Below are 21,567 nucleotides of genomic sequence, written 5' to 3'. Positions count from 1 at the left end.
GTTATCGTCCAGGTTGGGCGAGGATCTCATTCACGGAAAACGCATAATCGCAGGTGCACCCTGAGGGTGGGAGGGGAAACCGCACGCGGCGGCGGAATGCGCAGACGCGCGGCAATCACCGGGGCCAGCAGCGCCAACAGCAGACCCAGCCCCAGCAGTACGCTTTCAAAGATGACCGGCGGCGCGGCCAGCAGCGATTTGGCGCTCAGTTCGCACGGACTGGTGGCGGCAACGGTTTCACCGTTGTCGTCGGCCGCCGCCGCGCTGACCGCCGGAATACCCAGCGTCAGTTGCAGCGCGTGCAGGCTCGCCATACGCTGCGTCATGCAGGTCAGGACGACCAGGCAAGCCAGGCATAAAAACCATTTTGCAATCTGTTGCCGTTTGACCATGACATCCTCGCGAGCGTAATCCGCCTATCTTAGCGGCAGCGAGGCGATTGGCAACGTTTTACCTGTAAAGAAATGTCGTGCGAATGGTATTGATAAGGGGAATTTACAGGTATCATAGTCGCTATACGATTTATAGAACCTGCGCTTTTCGCCGGGTATGACTTCTTTCTGCACAGCGAAGGACTGGTGACATGCAACCTTTGAGCGGCCCCGGCGCCCACAACCTTTCCGATCGCCCCCCATCCGGGGAGAAAAACACCGCCTCCGATACGCAGCCGCTCTCTCCGGCGCAGCGCACCATGCTGGAAAAGCTGGTGGTGAAGATTATGGCGCTCAGCCCGGCCAAATCCGCCGAGATTTGGGCCAGCCTGCGCCACGATCTGGGCGCCACCGACGGCAGCGAACTGCGGGCGCGCCACTTTCAGCCGGCGGAGCAACTGCTGCAACAGCGTCTGAGCCAGGCGCAGCAGAATCACGCCAGCCGCCAGCTGTTGCAACAGCTGACCGAGCTGCTGCCGCAGGGGAATAACCGCCAGGCGGTCAGTGATTTTATCCGCCAGCAGTTCGGCCATACCGTGCTGAGCCAGCTCAGCCACCAGCAGTTACAGCAGGTGTTGAGCCAGCTGCAGAGCGGCAGCCTGACCATTCCGCATCCGCAGCAGAGCGCCGTCAGCGACCGTCCTTTACTGCCGGCCGAACACCAGAACCTGCAGCAGCAGGTGACGCGCCTGAGCGCCGCCACCGGCGAATCGCCGGCTAAAATCTGGCAGAGCCTGTTTAATCTGGTCGGGGTAAAAACCAACGACCCGCTGCCGGCGCGCCATTTCCAGCTGTTAAGTCAGTATCTGCAGGTGAAAACGGCGCTGAGCGCGCAGCACGCGCCAACGCTGAATAACCTGCTGACGGTGCTCAAACAGCCGGCGGACCGGCAAGAGCAGCAGCTGCTGCTGGATTACTGCCAGACGCGCTTCCACTGCGCGGCCAACACCCCGCTGACCCAGGCGCAGATCAACGAGGCGGTGACGCAGCTGTTCGCCCGCCGGTTGGAAAAGGCCGGCGTCACGCCGACGATTCATAACGAGACGCCGCAGCCGCAGCTCAATCCGCTGATCGCCAACGTGGCGCTGCCTCTGCAGGCCGCTCTCGGCAAGCGGGGCTGGGCGCTGGTCGCACTGGTGCTGGTGCTGGTTATCGTGCTGATGCTGGCGCTGTAGCCTTCAGCATCAGGCACAGCCGCAGTCGGCGCCCGGCTGCTGCCCCATCAGCGAACCGCAAGACTCGCCGACGGCCACCGGATAGCCGTCGCGCAGCCAGAAATCCAGCCCGCCAAGCAACTCTTTGACCTTAAACCCCAGCCGGGCCAGTTTGTAGGCCCCTTGCGTCGATGCGTTACAGCCAATGCCGTCGCAGTAGGTGATATACACTTTATCGCGATCCAACGCCGCCGTGCTGACTTCATCCATCAGCCGGTGCGGCAGACTGACGGCGCCGGGAATATGCCCCGCCAGATAGTGCTGTTCGGAACGCGCATCAATGACGACGATAGCGTCGACGCCGTGACGCAAATCCTCCGCCACATCCCAGGCATCGGTGTAAAAACTCAGTTTCGCGGCCAGATAGGCCAGGTTCTCTTCCGGTTCAGCAGGAGGAACGGCCAGAACCAGTGAACGATACGTCATGCAGTTTATCCTCAGTTACGCTCAAATGATGGTGACAAGCATGCCCTATTTTGGTCTTATCAATGAGACCCATTTTTTATCAATGGCAAGACCCATGATGACCAAAACGCTGCTGACGCTGTTCCAACGGCCGGAACATGCCAACGCTTCACTGCGCGAACGTGTTTGCAGTACGCTGCGGCGCGCGATTCATACCGGCGCGCTAACGTACGGACAACGCCTGCCCTCCAGCCGCACGCTGGCCGCAGATTTAGGCGTCTCCCGCGTGACGGCGGAAGCCGCCTATGGCCAGTTGGAAGCCGAGGGATACCTGCGGCGCCGCATCGGCCAGGGTACTTTTGTCGCCATTTCCGTCGCCAGAATGCGGCCGCCTGCCCGGCCGCAGCAGCGCCCGCAGCTTTCCCGCCGCGGCAGCCAGATCGTCACCACCGGCGGCTGCCGCGATCCGCAGCGGCCGCTGCCGTTCGCTGCCGGCTCCCCCGACCTGCGCCTGTTCCCCGTCAAACAGTGGCAGCAGCTCACCGCGCAGCAATGGCGCCTGCAGGGGGAAACGCTGATGCGTTACGGCGATCCGCAGGGTTACCTGCCACTGCGGGAGGCGATTGCCGCTCACGTCAACCAAACGCGCGGCGTCAACTGCGATGCGCGGCAGGTTATCGTACTGACCAGCTCACAACAGGCTCTGCAGTTGATTACCGCGCTGCTGCTGGACGACGGTGACCGGGTGTGGATTGAAGATCCCGCCTACCCCGGCGCGCGCAACGCGTTTCTCAGCGCCGGCGCGCAGCTGACGCCGGTCGCAGTTGATGACGCCGGCATGCGACCGCATGACGCTCTGCCCACCCCGCGCCTGATCTACCTGACCCCCTCCCACCAATACCCCAGCGGAGTCACGCTCAGTCTGGCCCGCCGGCTGGCTCTTCTGGCGCTGGCGGAGAAACAGCAGGCGTGGATCGTGGAGGACGATTACGACAGCGAGTTTCATTATGACGGCCAGCCGATGCCCGCCATGCAGGGGTTGGATCGTGCAGGCAACGTGCTGTATATCGGCACATTTTCCAAATCGCTGTTCCCGTCGCTACGGCTGGCTTATCTGATCGCGCCGCCGCCGCTGGTTGAAACCTTTGTCACCGCCCGCAGCGTCTATGACGGTCACACCACGCAGTTGAACCAGGCCGTCACCGCAGAGTTTATGCGCCAGGGGCACTTTGCCGCCCATATCCGCTATATGCGCCAGCTGTACCGCAGCCGCCGCGACCATCTGCAACAACAGATAGCACATCACTGGCGGCACTTCGCCACGCCGCAGCCGACTCACGGCGGCCTGCAGCTCAGCGTGTGGCTGCCGGACGGATGCGAGGCAACGCTAACCCGTCAGGCCAGACAGGCCGGCGTGCTGACGCCCGGGCTGGCGGCCCATTATCAGCACGACGCCGCGCACCGTGACGGCTGGCTGCTGGGTTTTTCCGCGCTCACACCGGGAGAAATCAGTGCCGCCGTGGCGCGCTTGGCCCATTTGCGCCCCGGCTGAGCGCACAGATACCTCGCTCGTTGTGCAACAAAATGCATTTTGTCGCCGCCGCCCCTTTATATTTGCCGCACTTTGCTCTATTTATAGCGCCTTTATTTTGTCTTCAAGGATCCCGCCATGGCCCACTCTTTCGCCAGAAGCCTGTTGCTCGGCGTCGCGCTTACGCTGCTCGCCGCCTGTGATAACGCCGCCACCCGCCCGCAGATGGATATCGCCGGTAAAACCATGGGGACGTTTTACAGCGTCAAGATCAGTGGCGAGGTCGCGGAAAACCGCCAACAGCTGCAGCAGGAGATCGACGCGCTGCTGGAGCAGGCCAATGACGATATCTCCACCTACCGCGCCGATTCGGTGCTGTCGCGCTTTAACCGTTCACACAGCAGCGCGCCGCAGCCGATCCCGCGCGGCATGGCGGATATTATCCTTACCGCCCAGCGCATCGGCCGTGATACCCATGACGCGATGAACATCACCGTCGGCCCGCTGGTGAACCTGTGGGGCTTCGGCCCGGACAAACGTCCGGTAACCATTCCCAGCCAGCAGCAGATTGACGCCGCCAAACGCAACGTCGGCCTGCAGCACCTGACGCTGACCAGCAATGCGCAGGGCGAATGGCTGCAAAAGGATCTGCCGGGGCTGTATGTCGATCTGTCAACGCTGGGCGAAGGCTACGGCGCGGATCTGCTGGCGCAGCTGATGGCGCGCAAAGGTATCACCAACTACCTGGTGTCGGTAGGCGGCGCGGTGCGATCGCGCGGCGTTAACGGTCAGGGCAAACCATGGCGCGTGGCGATCCAGAAACCGACCGACCGAGAAAATGCGGTGCAGGCGCTGGTGGATCTGCAGGGCTACGGCATCAGCACCGCCGGCAGCTACCGTAACTACTTTGAGCAGAACGGCCAGCGCTATTCGCATATTATCGACCCCAATACCGGCCGGCCGATTAACCACCGGCTGGTTTCGGTAACGGTGATCGCCCCCACCGCGCTGGAAGCCGACGGCTGGGATTCCGGCCTGATGGTGCTGGGTAGTGAAAAGGCCATGAAGCTGGCGCAAGAGCAAGGGCTGGCGGTGTATATGATCAGCAAAACCGACAGCGGCTTCAGCGCGCAGATGACACCGCAGTTTAAGGCGTTTCTGCTGCAATAACATCAGGGGGCCGCGCGGCCCCCCAGTTTATTTATTCCTCTGGTTTATGCATCAGCAGATACACCGCCGGGATCACCAGCATCGATAAAATCGGTGCGCTGATCATGCCGCCAATCATCGGCGCGGCGATGCGCTGCATCACCTCGGAACCGGAACCGTCGCTCCACATAATCGGCAATAGCCCGGCCATAATGGTCGCCACCGTCATCACCTTCGGCCGGACGCGCAGCACCGCCCCTTCGCTGATGGCCGCCAGCAGCTGCTGACGGGTCATCGGCCGGCCGCTCTGCCGCTGCTTGTGCAGCGCCTGATTCAGATACAGCACCATGATCACGCCGAACTCCGCCGCCACCCCGGCCAGGGCGATAAAGCCCACCGCGCCGGCCACCGACAGGTTGTAGTCCAGCAGATACAGCAGCCAGACGCCGCCGATCAGGGCAAACGGCAGCGTCGCCATAATCAGCAGCGCGTCGCGCACGCTGTTGAAAGTGACGAACAGCAGCACAAAAATAATCCCCAGGGTGACCGGTAGCACGACCTTCAGCTGGGCGCTGGCGCGTTCCAGATACTCGAACTGCCCGGACCAGCTCAGCGAAATGCCGGACGGCAGCCTGACCTGCTGCGCCACCGCGTGCTGCATCTCTTCCACCGCCGACTTCAGATCCCGCCCGCGCAGATCGACATAGATCCACTCGGACAACCGGGCGTTCTCGCTTTTCAGCATCGGCGGTCCGTCGCTGACGCGAATATCCGCCAGCGCCGACAGCGGCAGCTGACTGCCGTTCGCCGTCACCACCGGCAGATCGCGCAGCCCCTGCAGTGAGTCGCGGATCTCGCGCGGATAGCGCACGTTGATCGGATAGCGCGCCCGCCCTTCAATGGTTTCGCCGACGTTTTCGCCGCCGACTAAAGAGGCCACCATCGATTGCAGCTCGGTCACCGACACGCCATAGCGGGCAGCGCGCTGACGATCGATATCAATATCAACATAGCGCCCGCCGCTAAGCCGCTCCGCCAGCGCCGAGGAGACGCCCGGCACCTGCCGCACCACCTGCTCAATCTGCCCGGCGACGCGCTCGATATCCGCGCGGTTGCTGCCGTTGACCTTGATCCCCACCGGGCTTTTAATCCCGGTAGACAGCATATCCAGCCGGTTGCGAATCGGCGGTACCCAGACGTTGGCAATGCCCGGCACCTTGACCGCCTCGTCCAGCTCCGCCACCAGCTTGTCCATGGTGATGCCTGGCCGCCACTGGTCGCGCGGTTTAAAACGGATGGTGGTTTCCAGCATGGTGAGCGGCGCCGGGTCGGTGGCGGTTTCCGCCCGCCCGACCTTGCCGAAGACCGTCTCCACCTCCGGCACCGTTTTAATCAGCCGGTCGGTCAGCTGCAGCAGACGCCCCGCTTCACGCACCGAAATCCCCGGCAGGGTCGAAGGCATATACAGCAGATCCCCTTCGTCGAGCGGCGGCATAAATTCGCTGCCCAGCCGGCTGAGCGGGTACAGCGTCAGCGCCAGCAGCAGCGCGGAAAGGCCCAGCGTGAGGCGCGGCCGCGCCAGCACCGCCGCCAGCAAAGGCTGGTACAAGCGAATCAGCCAGCGGTTTATCGGGTTGGCCTGCTCATCAGGAATACGTCCGCGGATAAAGTAGCCCATCAGCACCGGCACCAGCGTAATGCCCAGCCCGGCCGCCACCGCCATCGCGTAGGTTTTGGTGAAGGCCAGCGGCGCGAACATCTTGCCCTCCTGCGCCTGCAGCGTGAACACCGGAATAAACGACAGCGTGATGATCAATAAGCTGCCGAACAGCGCCGGCCCGACCTCAACCGCCGCCTGCTCGGCAATGCGCCAGTAGTCCTGCGCTTCCGGCTGCCGTTCAGGATGGCGCTGCCGCCACTGCTCCAGCACCTTATGCATGTTCTCGATCATCACGATCGCCGCGTCCACCATCGCGCCGATGGCGATGGCGATACCGCCCAGCGACATAATGTTGGCGTTCACCCCCTGATAGTGCATCACCACAAACGCGCCGAGAATACCGAGCGGCAGGGTCACCATCGCCACCAGCGCTGAACGGAAGTGGAACAGGAACAGCGTGCACACCAGCGCCACCACCACGAACTCCTCCAGCAGCTTGAACGACAGGTTATCGATCGCCTGCTCGATCAGCTGTGAACGGTCGTAAACCGTGACGATCTCCACGCCCGGCGGCAGCGTCTGCCGCAGCTGCTGCAGCTTGTCCTTCAGCGCATTGATGGTTTCCAGCGCGTTCTGGCCGTAGCGCATCACCACAATACCGCCGGCCACCTCCCCTTCGCCGTTCAGCTCCGCCACGCCGCGGCGGATTTCCGGCCCTTCGCGCAGCGTCGCCACCTGGGACAGCAGGATCGGCACGCCGTCGCGCACCGTTATCACCACATTGGCGAAATCCGCCGCCGTTTTCAGATAGCCGGCGCTGCGCACCATATACTCCGCTTCCCCCATTTCCAGCAGCGCGCCGCCGCCTTCCTGATTGGCCTCCTGCAGCGCCTTGACCACCTGCTGGTGGGAGACGTTAAGCGCGCGCAGGCTTTCCGGGTTGAGCACCACCTGATACTGGCGTACCATGCCGCCCACGCTGGCCACTTCGGCGACGTTGGGCACGGTTTTCAGCTCAAATTTCAGCGTCCAATCCTGCAGCGCGCGCAGATCCGCCAGGCTGTGACGGCCGCTCCTGTCCACCAGCGCGTACTCATACACCCAGCCGACGCCGGTGGCGTCCGGCCCGAGCGCCACCTTCACCTGCGACGGCAGCGCGGACTGCACCTGGCTGAGCGACTCCAGCACGCGCGAGCGCGCCCAGTACAGATCGGTGCCGTCCTCAAACAGGATGTAGACATAGGCGTCGCCGAACATGGAGAAGCCGCGCACGGTTTTCGCGCCGGGTACCGTCAGCATGGTGGTGGTCAGCGGATAGGTCACCTGGTCCTCCACCACCTGCGGCGCTTTCCCCGGATAGCTGGCGCGTACGATCACCTGCACGTCGGACAGATCCGGCAGCGCGTCCAGCGGCGCTTTCTGCAGCGCCCACACGCCCCAGCCGGCCAGCATCGCCGCCGCCAGCAGCACCAGCAGCCGGTTGCGCAGCGACCAGCGAATGATTGCAGCAATCATTGGTGACCTCCGTGTGCATGATGATCCGCATGTTCGCCATGCGCTTGCGGCGTCGAATGTTCCCCGTGCTCCATCGCGGCCGCAGGCGGCTGATGTGCCCCGCGATCGTGAGGCTCTTTTTCAGCCGTCAGCTGCGGCAGCGCGCTGCGCAGGCTGGCTTCGGAATCGATCAGGAACTGTCCGGCGGTCACCACCCGTTGTCCGGCCTTCAGCCCGCGCGTGATCTCCACCCAGCCGTCCTGCTGCCGGCCCGTTTCCACCTCGACCGGTATAAAGTAGCCGTCGCCTTCGCTCACCAGCACCCGGTTACGATCGCCGCTCATGATCAACGCCTCCAGCGGAATTGCCGGCACCGGCCGCCCCGCCGCCGGCTGGCTGAGGCGCACCTGCAGGTACATGCCCGGTTTCAGCCGCTGCTGCGGGTTTTGCAGCTGCACCCGCGCCTTAAAGGTGCGCGTCAGCGGATCGACATTCGGCAGCAGTTCATCGATCGTGCCGCTGAAACGTTCGCCCGGCCAGCTGGCGCTGCCGGCGCTGACCGCATCGCCGATCTGCACCACCCCGGCCTGCGCCTGCGGATAGTCGATCACCATCCATACCCGGTCGAGCGTCGCCAGTTCAAACAGCCCCTGCGCGGCGCTGACCTGCGCGCCCTCACGCACATCCAGACTGTTGATAAAGCCGCTGGCGGGCGCCGTGACGGTAATGCGCGTTTGCGGCCGGCCGCTGCGCTCCACCTCGCGTATCACCGACTCCGGCATAAACTGCAGCTGCAGGCGCTGACGCGCCGCAGCGCTCAGCGCGCTGTCCCCCAGACGTCGCACCGCCAGGTACTCCTGCTGCGCCGCATGCCACGCCGGGATCCACAGCTGCGCCAGCGCCTGGCCTTTTTTCACCTGCTGCTGGCTGGCGCGCACCCACAGCTTCTCCACCAGACCGCTGGCGCGCGCGGCGATCACCTGCACGCCGCGCTCGTCAATCGCTACGCTGCCGTACGCCTCCAGCTGCGGCGCCAGCGGGCGCAGCTCCACCGCTGCGGTGCGCACGCCAAGGTTTTGTTGCTGACGGGCGCTGATGGTCACCCCGCCCTGCTCCTGCACCTCGTCGGCATAGCGCGGCACCAGATCCATATCCATAAACGGTGAAGGCCCCGGCTTGTCAAAGCGCTGCCCCGGCACCATCGGGTCATACCAATACAGCACCTGACGCTCAGCCGCCGGCGTCGCGCTCCCCGTCGGCGCTGATGATGGCGGCGTCGCCAGCCAGTAACCGGCCCCGGCGCCTGCCGCCAGCGCCGCCAATAACGCAAGGTTAAAACGCATTTTCATCAGAGGATCTCCTGCGGGATCAGGTAACGGATGGCGGCCCACAGCTGCGCCAGCTGACGGGCGGCCTGGCCGGCGTTCAGCCGGGCATCCAGCAACGCGCGACGCGCCGACAGCACAGCGGAAAGGTTGCTGTTGCCGCTGCGGTACTGCGCCAGCAGCAGATCGAGACGCTGCTGCTGCAGTGGAATCGCCTGCTGCTGCTGACGCTGCCACTGCGCCTGCGCCGCCTGATACTGCGCCAACAGGGTGTCCAGCTGCGCCCGATGGTCGCGGATCAGCAAGGTCAGCTGGTCGTTGGCCTCCAGGGTGCGCGACACGTCGGCGGCATAGTTTTTATCCTGTCGCTGCGCTTTAAACAGCGGCAGGTCGACGCTCAGCATGACGCCGGCCATATCTTCATAGCCGTCGGCGCGGCGCGCGTAATACACCTCCACGCCAACGTCGGGAATGGCGGCGATCGCCGACTGAGCGGAGCGCGCCTTGGCGACATCGGCTTCGCGGCCGGCCTGCACCACGTCCGGATGCTGGCGTATCGCCTGGCGCAGCACCTCACCGTCGGCCGGCAAACGCTCAAAGCGCGGCAGCTTACCAACGACCTGCCCGATCTGTTGCCCGGTCAGCTGCGTCAGCCTGGCCTGCGCCACCGTCACGTCGCGCTCGGCGGTGCTGATTTGGTCCTGCATCGCCAGCAAGGTCAGACGTGCGTCCACCACCTCGCTGGCCGACGAACTGCCGCTGGCCACGCCGGCGCGCTGCGCGCTAATCTGGCGCTCGCTCTCCGCAACCAACGCCCTGGCGTCACGCAGGGTCTGCTGGCTTAACGCCAGCTCCAGCCAGGCCTGTGCGGTCTGCTGCTGCAAACGTGCGCGGATCGCCGCGCTGTTAGCCGAGGTTTTTTCCGCCTCGGCCCGCAGCGTATCGGCTTTTCGCTGACGCTTATTGCCGCTGACGTAGTCCTGCATGATGCCGATACGTCCCATCGTCATGCCGTCGCGCGTCAGGCGATGGCCGTTGCCGCCCTGTACCGGTATGTTCTCAATCCCCAGCTTCAGTTTGGGATCGGGCAACTGCAGCGCGGAATCCGCCATATTGCGCAGTGCGGAAACCTGATGGCGGTTGGCGGACAGCTCGGCGGAGTAACGCTCCGCCGCCGACAGCGATTGTTCCAGCGTCAGGCCGGCCGCCTGCGCGCTCGCCGAACAGCAGACAAGCAGCAGCCAGCCCACCCGTGCCGGGTGAGAAAATAAGTTGGACATACCGCTCCTTACTGCTGGCTGGCGCTGAGGGTAATCAGCTGGTAGCCGCCATCAACCTGGCGGAAACTGAATTCAATCGGCGTATCGGCAGGCAACTCCGCCAACGGCGGCTGCGGCTGCAGGAAGTTCATGGTCATCGGCGGCCAGCCGAGGGATTCGATAGCCGGGTGGGCGATCGACACCTTGTGCGGATTCCAGGCTTTCAACACGCCCTGAGTGTGGGTGACCGCCGCACCGTGTTCGGTGGCAGCATGGTGGGAGGTCGTCGGCTCTTCGGCCTGCACGACGGGGGATAACAACAGAAGAGAAAAAACGGCAACGCTCAATAAATTACGCATGACAATAGCTCCATAAAATAGTTAACCAACACGACATGCCGTCCGGGAGACGGTAAAGCGCGGGGTTGGCTATTCACGGAACCGACAGAATACAACCTCTGTCGGCGGCCCTGCTATCGGCGGCGTTTGCCAGTGGATAAGAGAAATCCGCGCGGTGGTTCGCGGTATGGCGAGCAACACGCTGAGGCTGACCAGCAAGATCGCCAGCGAGGGGCTGGCATGATCCTGCTGCGCGTTATCCGGCACGCAGTGTTTTTCACACAGCGCACCGGCGCCCGTATGGCTGTCCATGCCCGGCGTCGCCTGCTGCAGATGCGACATATGCTGTGCGGCGGCCGCTCTACCGTCAGGCTGCAAATCGCAGCCGTGACCGGCAAGCGCCAGCTGGCCGTTAAGCAGCAGCCAGGCCAGCAGCAACAGCCATGCGCCGCTACGCTTGCTGACGAAGCGCAGACGATGCATAAACTGTGAAAGGACGGCCTGAACGGACATTTATTCTTCCTGAAAATATGTCACCAAGAGTATTGCGGAACGGCGAATGCCCTTCACCTCCGTGACAAGGTGAGGCCAATCATGACGGAGAGGGGATAAAATTCTTTGATTTCAGTCAATGGCAGGGAGGCATTCGGCAATTAGCATGCAAAAAAAAATGGGTTCGGTAAACCGAACCCATTGTTAATACTGAATCTATCCAGTTGATGAATAAACTTACTTCTGCAGTTTACGCATCACCAGCGTGGCGTTGGTGCCGCCGAAACCGAAGCTGTTGGACATCACGGTGTTCAGTGCGCGCGTGGTCGGCTGGGTAACGATATCCATCCCCGCCGCCTTCTCGTCCAGATTGTCGATGTTGATGCTCGGGGCGATAAAGCCGTGTTCCAGCATCAGCAGGCTGTAGATAGCTTCCTGCACGCCGGCGGCGCCCAGCGAGTGGCCGGTCATCGCTTTGGTGGAGGAGATAGCCGGCGTGGTGTCGCCGAACACTTCGCGGATCGCACCCAGCTCTTTCACATCGCCAACCGGCGTCGAGGTGCCGTGCACGTTGATGTAGTCGATCGGCGCATCCAGATCCTGCATCGCCATCTGCATGCAGCGCACCGCGCCTTCGCCGGATGGTGCGACCATATCCGCGCCGTCGGAGGTGGCGCCGTAGCCGACGATTTCGGCATAGATGTGAGCGCCGCGCGCCAGCGCGTGCTCCAACTCTTCTACCACCACCATACCGCCGCCGCCGGCGATAACGAAGCCGTCGCGATCGGCGTCATAGGTGCGGGAAGCTTTTTCCGGCGTTTCGTTATATTTGGTGGACAGTGCGCCCATCGCATCAAACTCGCAGGCCATTTCCCAGCACAGTTCTTCGCCGCCGCCGGCAAACACGATGTCCTGTTTGCCCAGCTGGATCTGCTCTACCGCATTACCGATACAGTGTGCGGAGGTGGCGCAGGCGGAGCTGATGGAGTAGTTAACGCCGTGGATTTTAAACGGTGTCGCCAGGCAGGCGGAAACGCCGGAGGCCATGGCTTTGGTGACCACGTAAGGGCCGACGGCTTTCAGGCCGCGCGGGCTGCGCATCGCATCGGCGCCGAACACCTGGAAGCGCGGAGAACCGCCGCCGGAACCGGCGATCAGGCCAACACGCGGGTTATTCTGGTACTCTTCTTCCTTCAGGCCGGAAGAGTTAATCGCTTCCTGCATGGACAGGTACGCATAAATGGAAGCATCGCTCATAAAGCGTACAACTTTACGATCGATCAGGCCGGCAGTGTCCAGTTTAACATTGCCCCATACGTGACTACGCATGCCGGAATCTTTTAGCTCCTGAGAGAAAGTAATCCCAGAACGTCCTTCCTGCAGGCTCGCCAGGACCTCCTGTTGGTTATTACCAATGCTGGAGACAATACCCAGGCCAGTAATCACTGCACGTTTCATTCAATACCTCTTCCACAATTTTACATTCGGGATTTTGCCTCGCACTTTAGCGTACAGATGTACGCCGAACAAGTCCGATCAGCGTTTTTCAGCTTTATTCTTATCCAGTTTGCGCCGCAGCGCCAGCGCCGTTAAAATCGCGCTACCCCCTTGAATGACGAGCAACCAACCGTGAGCAACTCCCCCATCCAAACCGCAGCGCTATCCTGGAACGAACAGGGTACACCTGTTTCGAAACAGTTTGATGACGTCTATTTTTCCAATCAGGATGGGCTGGAAGAAACCCGCTACGTCTTTCTCGGCGGCAACCGGCTGCCGGCGCGCTTCGCCGAACACCCGCGCCCGCTGTTTATCGCGGCGGAAACCGGCTTCGGCACCGGGCTGAACTTTTTAACCCTGTGGCAGGCGTTTGAACGCCATCTGCAGGCGAACCCCACCGCCCCGCTGCAACGCCTGCACTTTATCAGCTTTGAGAAATTCCCGCTGCAGCCGGCGGATCTGGCGGCGGCGCACGCCCGCTGGCCGGAGCTGGCGCCGTACGCCGACCAACTGCGCGCCAGCTGGCCGCAGGCGCTGCCCGGCTGTCACCGCCTGCTGCTGGCGGAGGGGCGCATCACGCTCGACCTGTGGTTCGGCGACGTCAACGCGCTGCTGCCGCGCTTCGATCACAGCATCAATAATCAGGTCGACGCCTGGTTCCTCGACGGCTTCGCCCCGGCGAAAAATCCCGATATGTGGAGCGAACAGCTGTTCGCCGCCATGGCGCGCTTTGCCCGGCCGGGCGGCAGCTTCGCCACCTTTACCGCCGCCGGCTTCGTGCGTCGCGGCCTGCAGCAGGCGGGCTTTGCGGTAGAAAGAGTCAAAGGCTTCGGTCAGAAACGCGAAATGCTGGTCGGCACGCTGCCGGCGGACAGCGCGCCGACGCCCGACCCCGCACCCTGGTTCCACCGTCCGCCCGCCGATGCGACACAGGATATCGCCCTGGTCGGCGGCGGTATCGCCAGCGCCCTCACCGCGCTGGCGCTGCTGCGGCGCGGCGCCAAGGTGACGCTGTACTGCGCGGACGATGAGCCGGCCGCCGGCGCTTCCGGCAACCGTCAGGGGGCGCTGTATCCGCTGCTCAACGGCCGCGGCGACGTGCTGGAGCGTTTTTTCAGCGCCGCCTTTCCCTTCGCCCGCCGTCTGTATGACGCCCTGGCCGACAGCGGCGTCGTCTTTGAGCATCAGTGGTGCGGCGTCAGCCAGCTGGCCTACGATGAAAAAAGCGCGGCGAAAATCGACAATATGCTGGGCACCGACTGGCCGGCGGCGTTCGCCTTCGCCGCCGATCGCGATACGCTCAGCCAGCTGTGCGGCGTCGACAGCGGCTTCGGCGGCATCAATTATCCGCAGGGCGGCTGGCTCTGCCCGGCGGAACTGACGCGCGGCGCGCTGGAACTGGCGCAGCGCCAAGGGCTACGCTGCCATTACCGCCACCGGCTCAGTGCGCTGACGGCAGAGCAGGACAGCTGGCGGCTTGATTTCAGCCACGGCGACAGCCGCCGGCATGATGTGGTGCTGCTGGCCAACGGCCACCAGTTGGCGACGCTGCCCCAGTGCACCGAACTGCCGATGTATGCGGTGCGCGGCCAGGTCTCCCATATTCCGACCGCACCGGCGCTGGGCCAGCTGCGACAGGTATTGTGCTATGAAGGTTATCTGACGCCGGTCAGCCCGCAGCATCAGCAGCACTGCATCGGCGCCAGCTACCAACGCGGCGTGACCGATACCGCCTACAGCGAGCAGGAACAACAGGAAAACCGCGCGCGGCTGCTGCGCTGCCTGCCGCAACAGGCGTGGACGCAACAGGCGGACGTCAGCGACGGGCAGGCCCGCTGCGGCGTGCGCTGCGCCACACGCGATCATCTGCCGATGGCCGGCGCGCTGCCGGACTACCAGCAAACGCTGGCGTGCTACCAGAATCTGCCAAAACGGCGGCAGCGCGGGGAAGAGATTGATAAGGCGCCGGGCTACCCGAACCTGTTTATACTCGGCGGGCTTGGTTCACGCGGGCTGTGTTCCGCACCGCTGACGGCGGAAATTTTGGCGGCGCAGCTGTTCGGCGAGCCGTTGCCGGCCGATGCCGAGGTGCTGGCGGCGCTTAATCCGAACCGGATGTGGGTAAGAAAACTGCTGAAGGGTCGCCCGCTGTAAATCGGGCAAGAGGCACGCCCCTTTCCCTGCGCGGCGAAAGGGGCGGCAAAGTGCAGAATCAGGCGGTAGGCAATGCGGCCTGGTACAAATTCTCCCACATCGCTTCTACCAGCACCTGATCCGGCGGCGACAGCTCGCCGGCGCGGATGGCGTTATGCAGGCTGTCTTCAACCCGCGCCTTCAGCTGTTCGGCGCTGTGTTCGCCCTGCTCTTCCGCTTCGGCTACCGCCAGCGTCAGATGACCGCGCAGATAGCCACCGGCAAACAGTTCATCATCACTGGCGTGGTCTACCATGTCATCAATCAGCGCCAAAACGCGCGCTTCAAATTCAGCGATCATCGCATGTCCTCATGTTCCCCTGCGGCATGTCGCCGGTCAGGAGCGGTGTTTAAAGTAAAATCAGTTCAGATCTTCCGGGTAAGGAAAATTCTCAGCCGTCAGCGGCGGCGTATTGTAAAACGAACGTAACGCCTGAATAAAGCGCGCCGGCCGTTCGGGAATGCCTTTTTCCAACAGCTCCAGCACCCGGGCGCGTACTTTTCGCTGGAAAGCGACGCGATCCGGCTCGCAGTCACCGTTCAGGTTGTCGCAGCTGACGTTAAACGGGAAGCCGGCGGCAACGCAGAACAACCACTCCAGCGCCTGTGGTTTGACTTCCACCGCCTCAAATTCGCTTTGCGTTTGCGCATCGCGGCCGTCCGGGCAGTACCAGTAGCCAAAATCGACCAGCTTGCGCCGCTCTGCGCCGGCGATACACCAGTGGGAAATTTCATGCAGGCCGCTGGCGTAGAAACCATGGGCAAATACGATGCGGTGGTAAGGCAGTTCATCATCCGCCGGCAGATAAATCGGCTCGTCGTCGCCTTTAACCAGGCGCGTATTATAATCGTCGCTGAAGCACTGATTAAAAATCTCAATCAGCTGGGGATACTGGTGCGTGTCTGACATAAAAAAACTCAAAGTAACCACAAAAACAGGGCGGCTATTATTTCACGTTGCCGCCCGATTGACCCGTTAAAAATGCATGGCCAGCCACTGCTGAATTTCAGCGCCGTGACTGTCGTACAGCAGCTTCAGGCTCATCACCAGTGAAACCACCACGATCATCGGGCGAATCAGCTTCTGCCCGCGCGTCATTACCATATGCGCGCCCATCCGCGCACCCAGCACCTGCCCGACCAGCATCAGCAGGCCGATGCCCCATACCACCTTGCCGCCGATGATAAAGAAGATCAGGCTGCCGAAGTTGGAGGTGAAGTTCAGCACCTTGGCGTGCGCGGTGGATTTCGCCAGGTTGAAGCCGCACAGCGTCACATAGGCCAGCGCGTAGAAGGAGCCGGCGCCGGGGCCGAAAAAGCCGTCGTAAAAACCGACGCAGCCGCCGGCCACCAGACCGAACGGCAGCGCGCTCAGACGCCGCTGGCGATCGCTTTCTCCCAGACGCGGCGTCAGCAGGAAATAGAGCCCGATGCCAATCACCAGCAGCGGCAACATCTGCCGCAGCAGATCGGCGCGCATATGCTGCACCAGAATCGCGCCGGCGATCGAGCCGATCAGCGTCAGCAGGATCGTCAGCTTCTGTTCGCCGAGATTGACCGCCTTACGGCGGATAAAGTACAGGCTGGCGGACAGCGAACCGCCCACCGACTGCAGCTTGTTGGTCGCCAGCGCCTGCGCCGGCGGCACCCCTGCCGCCAGCAGCACCGGTACCGTCAGCAATCCGCCACCGCCGGCGATGGAATCAATAAAACCTGCCAGTAACGCCACGGCAAACAACACCCCGAGCATTTCGGGGCTGACCATCAACCAGTCCATGAATTATTCCGCAGAAAAATGGTTATCCAACAACGCCTGACAGGAAGGCGGCAACGGCGGCACAACCCGCTTGCCCGGTTTCGAGCTTGGCTGGTGTGGTTCAAACCAGCTGGCCAGCTCGAAACCGCAGCCGTCGCCCGGCGGCGGCGGATCCTGATCCTTGCACTCCAGACTGTCCGGCGGACAGCTCAACCGCACGTGCATATGGGCGCGGTGGCCAAACCACGGCCGCACCTTATGCAGCCAGGCGCGATCGCTGCCGGCATCGTCGCACAGCCGCTGTTTAATCGCCGGGTTAACGAAGATGCGCGCCACTTTGTCGTCCTGCGCCGCCAGTTTGATCAGCGAACCAATCTGCGGCTGCCACTGATTATTACGCACCCGCATGCCGTCGCCGCTCACCAGATCTATCGGCTGCGGCTTCAGCAGCTGTCGCTCGCTCCAGCGCTGATGCGGCAGCTGCAGCCAGATATCGACGTCCAGACCGGACTGGTGGCTGGCATGGCCGCTGCTGAAACGCCCGCCGGCCGGCATCGCCATATCGCCGATCAGCACCGTGCCCAGCCCCTGCTGCCCGGTCTCACGGGTCAGACGCTGAATAAACGCCAGCAGTTCCGGATGACCGAAATAGCGGCGCTGATCCTGGCGCATCACCTGATAGTCCGCCGCATTGAGCGGCAGCGGCCGGGCGCCGATCACACAGCCGTTAGAAAAGCCGCCAATCGCCTGCGCCGACCCCGCTACCGGATGATCAATTTTTTGCCACGGCGTCAACGCCAGCGCGGACGTTGACGCCAGCAGCGCCATCAGACCCAACAACCCATTTTTCATCGTGATATCCATTGATTTCGCCATGCGGGCGGACACAATGCCGCACCGCCGGAAAAACAGGCATCGTGACGATGCCCAGACATGAGAACAATGATACGGCGCGGTTACCAGCGCGGCACGTCGGAGAGCACGTCGCCGTTCTGCCCGCGCTGGCGCAGCAGATGGTCCATCAGCACGATTGCCATCATCGCTTCGGCGATCGGCACCGCGCGGATGCCAACGCACGGATCGTGGCGGCCGCGGGTTACCATATCCACCGCTTCGCCCTGGCGGTTGATGGTGCGCCCCGGCACCATAATGCTGGAGGTCGGCTTCAGCGCCAGATGGGCAATCACCGGCTGGCCGCTGCTGATGCCGCCGAGAATGCCGCCGGCGTGGTTGCTCTGGAAGCCTTCCGGGGTAATTTCATCGCGGTTTTCGCTGCCGCGCTTGGTGACCACGGCAAAACCGTCGCCGATCTCCACGCCTTTCACCGCATTGATGCTCATCAGCGCATGCGCCAGATCGGCATCCAGGCGGTCAAACACCGGCTCGCCGAGGCCGACCGGCACGTTCTCCGCCACCACGCTGACTTTGGCGCCAATGGAGTCGCCCTCTTTTTTCAGCGCGCGCATCAGTTCATCCAGCGCTTCCAGCTTGTCGACATCCGGGCAGAAGAACGGGTTCTGCTCAACCTGCTCCCAGTCTTTCAGCTCGCAGCTGACGTCGCCGATCTGCGCCAGGTAGCCGCGCACCTTCACGCCGAATTTCTGTTCAAGGTACTTTTTGGCAATCGCGCCGGCCGCCACGCGCATCGCGGTTTCCCGCGCCGATGAGCGGCCGCCGCCGCGGTAGTCGCGCACGCCGTATTTCTGTTCGTAGGTGTAGTCGGCATGGCCCGGACGGAACACGTCTTTGATCGCGCCGTAGTCTTGTGAGCGCTGATCGGTGTTTTCGATCATCAGGCCGATGCTGGTGCCGGTGGTCACGCCTTCAAACACGCCGGAAAGAATGCGCACCCGGTCGGGTTCACGGCGCTGCGTGGTATAGCGCGAGGTGCCCGGACGACGGCGGTCCAGGTCATGTTGCAAATCTTCTTCCGTCAGCGCGATGCCCGGCGGCACCCCGTCAACGATACATCCCAGCGCCACCCCGTGAGATTCGCCAAAGGTGGTGACGCGGAATAACTGCCCAATACTGTTCCCTGCCATCACGGCTCCTTACCGTTACATTTTTTGTTATCGGGCCTGCCGCAGCAGGCCAGGGAAAATCATCAGCTGCGATACATGCTGAAATGCGCCTTGCAGTCCACCAGCTGCTGCTTGGTCAGCATAAATACGCCGTCGCCGCCGTTGGCAAACTCCAACCAGGTGAACGGAATATCCGGGTACTGCTCCATCAGGTGTACCATGCTGTTGCCGACTTCACAAATCAGCACGCCGTCATCGCTGAGGAAGTCCGGCGCGCAGGCCAGAATGCGGCGCACCAGTTTCAGGCCGTCGCTGCCCGCCGCCAGGCCCAGTTCCGGCTCAAAGCGGAACTCTTCCGGCAGATCGGACATATCTTCAGCATCGACATACGGCGGGTTGGTGACGATCAGATCGTACTGGATCGCGGGAACGTCGCGGAACAGATCGGAACGGATCGGGATCACCTGATGTTCAACGCCCAGCGCCTGAATATTGCGCTCGGTAACCGCCAGCACGTCGCTGGAGATATCCACCGCGTCCACTTCCGCTTCCGGGAAGGCGTAACCGCAGGCGATGGCGATGCAGCCGCTGCCGGTGCACATATCCAGAATATGGCGCGGCGGCTGCGGGATCAGGCCGCTGAACCGCTCGTTGATCAGCTCGCCAATCGGCGAACGCGGCACCAGCACGCGCTCATCGACGTAAAATTCCAGGCCGCAGAACCAGGCCTTGTTGGTCAGATACGCCACCGGCACGCGCTCGTTGATACGGCGGATGACCCGCTCGACGATGCGATGGCGCTCGCTGGAGGTCAGACGCGCGCTGCGCATCTCTTCCGGAATATCCAGCGGCAGATACAAACTCGGCAGAACCAGCTGCACCGCTTCGTCCCACGGATTATCGGTTCCGTGACCATAGTAGATATTGGCGGCGCTGAAGCGGCTGACGGTCCAGCGCAGCATATCCTGAATGGTGTGCAGTTCGTTCACTGCTTCGTCGACGAAAATTTTGTCCAAAGTGCCCTCCGGCAGGCGGCTGTGATTCATGAGATAGCCGCATAGTTTGCCACGAAGCCCGCGACAAATCAGCAGCTATATACGCCCCTGCCGCAAGTTGCCGACGCACCGGTACACGGCGGCCGACAGGCGGGATGAGCGGTCATCACGTTAAGGTTAGCCGCTTCTCATTCACCTGGCTTAACCTGAAGGCAACAGTTTTGCGTCGTCAGATCGCACGCGACACGATAAACTAACGGTAAAATAGTCGTCAGTGAATGAGAACCATGAAGAACAAACCGCCGCTGAGCCAGGATGAACTGCAGCTCTTCAGAGACTCGGTGACGGGCGCCAAGAAGCTGCGTCAGGACACCATTGTCCATCGCCCGCCCAAACCCAAAATCAAGCAGACGCCGCCGCAGCGCCTGCTGCAGGAACAGGTCGACGCCAGTTTCTATTTTTCCGATGAGTTCCAGCCGCAGCTGGACGAAGACGGCCCGACCCGCTATGTACGCCCCGGCGCCAGCCAGTTTGAACTGAAAAAGCTGCGCCGCGGCGACTATGTGCCGGATCTGTTTCTCGATCTGCACGGGCTGACGCAGCTGCAGGCCAAGCAGGAGCTGGGGGCGCTGATCGCCGCCTGTAAACGTGAGCACGTCTACTGCGCCTGCGTGATGCACGGGCACGGCAAACATATTCTCAAGCAACAGACGCCGCTGTGGCTGGCGCAGCACCCGGACGTGCTGGCGTTCCATCAGGCGCCGAAAGAATGGGGCGGCAACGCCGCCATATTGCTGCTGGTCGAGCTGGCCGACTAGGCCGCAGAAATGACAAAGGGCGATGTTTATCATCGCCCTTTGCAATTAACGCACATTACGCCGTCAGGCTTTCACCATCAGCTGAGACGGGCCGACCTGCCACTCCAGCTTGCCCGCATGGCCGTCCTGCGCCAGTTCGACGTTGGCAATTGCCGAGGTGGCGAACATCGGCGGGCACTCGCCCGGGCACAGTTCCGCCACCAGATAGCCGACCAGCGGCAGGTGGGAAACGATCAGCACCGACTTCACCCCCTGCTGGGCCAGGACCTGCAGATAGCTGCCGACCAGCGCGGCGTCGCCGTCCGGGGTCAGCGCCGGCATCACTTCCGCGCCTTCCGGCAGCGTCAGCGCAGCGCGCACCGTGTCCAGCGTCTGCTCGGCGCGCAGATAAGGACTGACCAGCACGCGTTCAATATCCACAGACTTGGTGTTCAACCAGGCCGCCATCTGACGTGACTCATCACGACCGCAGAGGGTAAGAGGTCTTACCGCATCGCTGGCCGCGTCGAGCGCCGCCTCTCCGTGACGCATAATCAAAACTTGCATAGTGCACCGCTGTTGTTGACAAAATAACTGCGTAATTGCAGCAGCCGCTTCAATGACTCCGGCTCATTACCCGCCACGCTGAACGTGCCGTAGCGCCGGGCCCCTGATTAACGCAAAAGCACATCGTGCTTCCAAACGATAACGCGCCGTCTCTCTATGGCGGCCGGGCATTTTGCCTGAAAGTTCACGTAAAGAAAACGCCGTTTTTTCGCCGTCGGCGCGACTTTACGCGAAGCCATCGTTCACTTTATAACCAATTCAACAGGTTAAATTTCACGCGCAATGCGCGAGATTTCATACCGGCGGCTCACCCTTCGCCGCCGACAGCCTACGTTACCTCGCCCCCATCTCCCTGTACAGCGTCCGGGATTGCAGGTGTCGCAAGGAGTGATAGCGATCACATCACGCCTCTGTTGTTACTGTAGTGCAAATCGGGCCGCCAT

At 62.5% G+C, this 21,567-nt stretch carries 20 protein-coding genes; 5 read left to right on the top strand and 15 right to left on the bottom strand.

Translation table 11 applies throughout. The annotated features are described in order from the left end of the window. Positions 1-26: 26 nt before the first annotated feature. Positions 27-392, bottom strand: a complete 366-nt coding sequence (locus tag HF675_RS07420; RefSeq protein WP_111736707.1) for a copper resistance protein — start codon at positions 390-392, stop codon at positions 27-29. 191 nt (positions 393-583) lie between these two features. Here HF675_RS07420 and flk point away from each other — a divergent pair, with 191 nt between their 5' ends. Beyond that, positions 584-1,606 (top strand): flagella biosynthesis regulator Flk, encoded by a 1,023-nt coding sequence (gene flk, locus HF675_RS07415; RefSeq protein ID WP_187044348.1) that lies wholly within the window; start codon positions 584-586, stop codon positions 1,604-1,606. 9 nt (positions 1,607-1,615) lie between these two features. Here flk and HF675_RS07410 read toward each other — a convergent pair whose 3' ends face one another. Continuing rightward, entirely contained in the window at positions 1,616-2,071 is a 456-nt protein-coding gene (locus HF675_RS07410) for a rhodanese-like domain-containing protein (protein ID WP_187044347.1), read from the bottom strand. Between the two features lie 97 nt (positions 2,072-2,168). On the opposite strand from HF675_RS07410, the gene HF675_RS07405 reads away from it, so the two are divergent. Next, a complete protein-coding gene (locus tag HF675_RS07405) occupies positions 2,169-3,602 on the top strand; it encodes a PLP-dependent aminotransferase family protein (RefSeq protein ID WP_187044707.1) in 1,434 nt (477 codons plus the stop codon). A gap of 117 nt (positions 3,603-3,719) precedes the next feature. Then, positions 3,720-4,751, top strand: coding sequence for an FAD:protein FMN transferase ApbE (gene apbE / locus HF675_RS07400; protein WP_187044346.1), 1,032 nt, complete (start codon positions 3,720-3,722; stop codon positions 4,749-4,751). A 31-nt stretch (positions 4,752-4,782) separates the two neighbouring features. Here apbE and HF675_RS07395 read toward each other — a convergent pair whose 3' ends face one another. The 6 genes from HF675_RS07395 to fabB all read right to left on the bottom strand — a co-directional run bounded on the left by HF675_RS07395 (position 4,783) and on the right by fabB (position 12,756). Beyond that, positions 4,783-7,905, bottom strand: a complete 3,123-nt coding sequence (locus HF675_RS07395) for an efflux RND transporter permease subunit (RefSeq protein WP_187044345.1) — start codon at positions 7,903-7,905, stop codon at positions 4,783-4,785. Continuing rightward, complete coding sequence (locus HF675_RS07390) at positions 7,902-9,233, bottom strand: efflux RND transporter periplasmic adaptor subunit (protein WP_187044344.1); 1,332 nt, start codon at positions 9,231-9,233, stop codon at positions 7,902-7,904. The genes HF675_RS07395 and HF675_RS07390 overlap by 4 nt, the downstream gene beginning before the upstream one ends. Then, positions 9,233-10,489 (bottom strand): TolC family protein, encoded by a 1,257-nt coding sequence (locus HF675_RS07385; RefSeq protein WP_187044343.1) that lies wholly within the window; start codon positions 10,487-10,489, stop codon positions 9,233-9,235. Before HF675_RS07385 ends, HF675_RS07390 begins: the two co-directional genes overlap by 1 nt. 8 nt (positions 10,490-10,497) lie before the next feature. Continuing rightward, positions 10,498-10,827 carry a copper-binding protein gene (locus tag HF675_RS07380; RefSeq protein WP_111736700.1) on the bottom strand — a complete coding sequence of 110 codons (330 nt, stop codon included), beginning with the start codon at positions 10,825-10,827 and terminating at the stop codon, positions 10,498-10,500. Between the two features lie 69 nt (positions 10,828-10,896). Further along, entirely contained in the window at positions 10,897-11,319 is a 423-nt protein-coding gene (locus HF675_RS07375; RefSeq protein WP_105231985.1) for a hypothetical protein, read from the bottom strand. Positions 11,320-11,535: 216 nt separating this feature from the next. After that, on the bottom strand, positions 11,536-12,756 hold the full coding sequence (gene fabB, locus HF675_RS07370) for a beta-ketoacyl-ACP synthase I (RefSeq protein ID WP_105231986.1): 1,221 nt from the start codon (positions 12,754-12,756) through the stop codon (positions 11,536-11,538). A gap of 171 nt (positions 12,757-12,927) precedes the next feature. Between fabB and mnmC the strand changes: the two genes are divergently transcribed. Then, positions 12,928-14,949: a bifunctional tRNA (5-methylaminomethyl-2-thiouridine)(34)-methyltransferase MnmD/FAD-dependent 5-carboxymethylaminomethyl-2-thiouridine(34) oxidoreductase MnmC gene (mnmC, locus tag HF675_RS07365; protein WP_187044342.1), complete on the top strand. Its 2,022-nt coding sequence runs from the start codon at positions 12,928-12,930 to the stop codon at positions 14,947-14,949. A gap of 58 nt (positions 14,950-15,007) precedes the next feature. Here the strand turns inward: mnmC and HF675_RS07360 are convergent, their stop codons facing one another. The 6 genes from HF675_RS07360 to prmB all read right to left on the bottom strand — a co-directional run bounded on the left by HF675_RS07360 (position 15,008) and on the right by prmB (position 19,781). Next, on the bottom strand, positions 15,008-15,289 hold the full coding sequence (locus HF675_RS07360) for a YfcL family protein (protein ID WP_105231988.1): 282 nt from the start codon (positions 15,287-15,289) through the stop codon (positions 15,008-15,010). 60 nt (positions 15,290-15,349) lie between these two features. Then, complete coding sequence (locus tag HF675_RS07355) at positions 15,350-15,898, bottom strand: elongation factor P hydroxylase (protein ID WP_105231989.1); 549 nt, start codon at positions 15,896-15,898, stop codon at positions 15,350-15,352. Between the two features lie 66 nt (positions 15,899-15,964). Further along, positions 15,965-16,765 carry a sulfite exporter TauE/SafE family protein gene (locus tag HF675_RS07350; protein ID WP_105231990.1) on the bottom strand — a complete coding sequence of 267 codons (801 nt, stop codon included), beginning with the start codon at positions 16,763-16,765 and terminating at the stop codon, positions 15,965-15,967. 3 nt (positions 16,766-16,768) lie between these two features. Then, on the bottom strand, positions 16,769-17,596 hold the full coding sequence (gene mepA / locus HF675_RS07345; protein WP_105233459.1) for a penicillin-insensitive murein endopeptidase: 828 nt from the start codon (positions 17,594-17,596) through the stop codon (positions 16,769-16,771). 104 nt (positions 17,597-17,700) lie between these two features. Beyond that, a complete protein-coding gene (gene aroC / locus HF675_RS07340) occupies positions 17,701-18,786 on the bottom strand; it encodes a chorismate synthase (protein ID WP_105231991.1) in 1,086 nt (361 codons plus the stop codon). Between the two features lie 62 nt (positions 18,787-18,848). Then, on the bottom strand, positions 18,849-19,781 hold the full coding sequence (gene prmB / locus HF675_RS07335; RefSeq protein WP_105233461.1) for a 50S ribosomal protein L3 N(5)-glutamine methyltransferase: 933 nt from the start codon (positions 19,779-19,781) through the stop codon (positions 18,849-18,851). Between the two features lie 266 nt (positions 19,782-20,047). Here prmB and smrB point away from each other — a divergent pair, with 266 nt between their 5' ends. Beyond that, positions 20,048-20,578 (top strand): endonuclease SmrB, encoded by a 531-nt coding sequence (gene smrB, locus HF675_RS07330; RefSeq protein ID WP_105231992.1) that lies wholly within the window; start codon positions 20,048-20,050, stop codon positions 20,576-20,578. A gap of 63 nt (positions 20,579-20,641) precedes the next feature. Here smrB and sixA read toward each other — a convergent pair whose 3' ends face one another. Continuing rightward, positions 20,642-21,124 (bottom strand): phosphohistidine phosphatase SixA, encoded by a 483-nt coding sequence (sixA, locus tag HF675_RS07325; protein WP_187044341.1) that lies wholly within the window; start codon positions 21,122-21,124, stop codon positions 20,642-20,644. Positions 21,125-21,567 lie beyond the last annotated feature (443 nt).

Origin of the sequence: Serratia sp. JUb9 (genome assembly GCF_014298095.1) — a bacterium.
Lineage (GTDB): Bacteria > Pseudomonadota > Gammaproteobacteria > Enterobacterales > Enterobacteriaceae > Serratia_B > Serratia_B rhizosphaerae.
The sequence above is the reverse complement of the archived record's forward strand: the minus strand, read 5'-3'. Positions and strand labels throughout refer to the sequence as shown.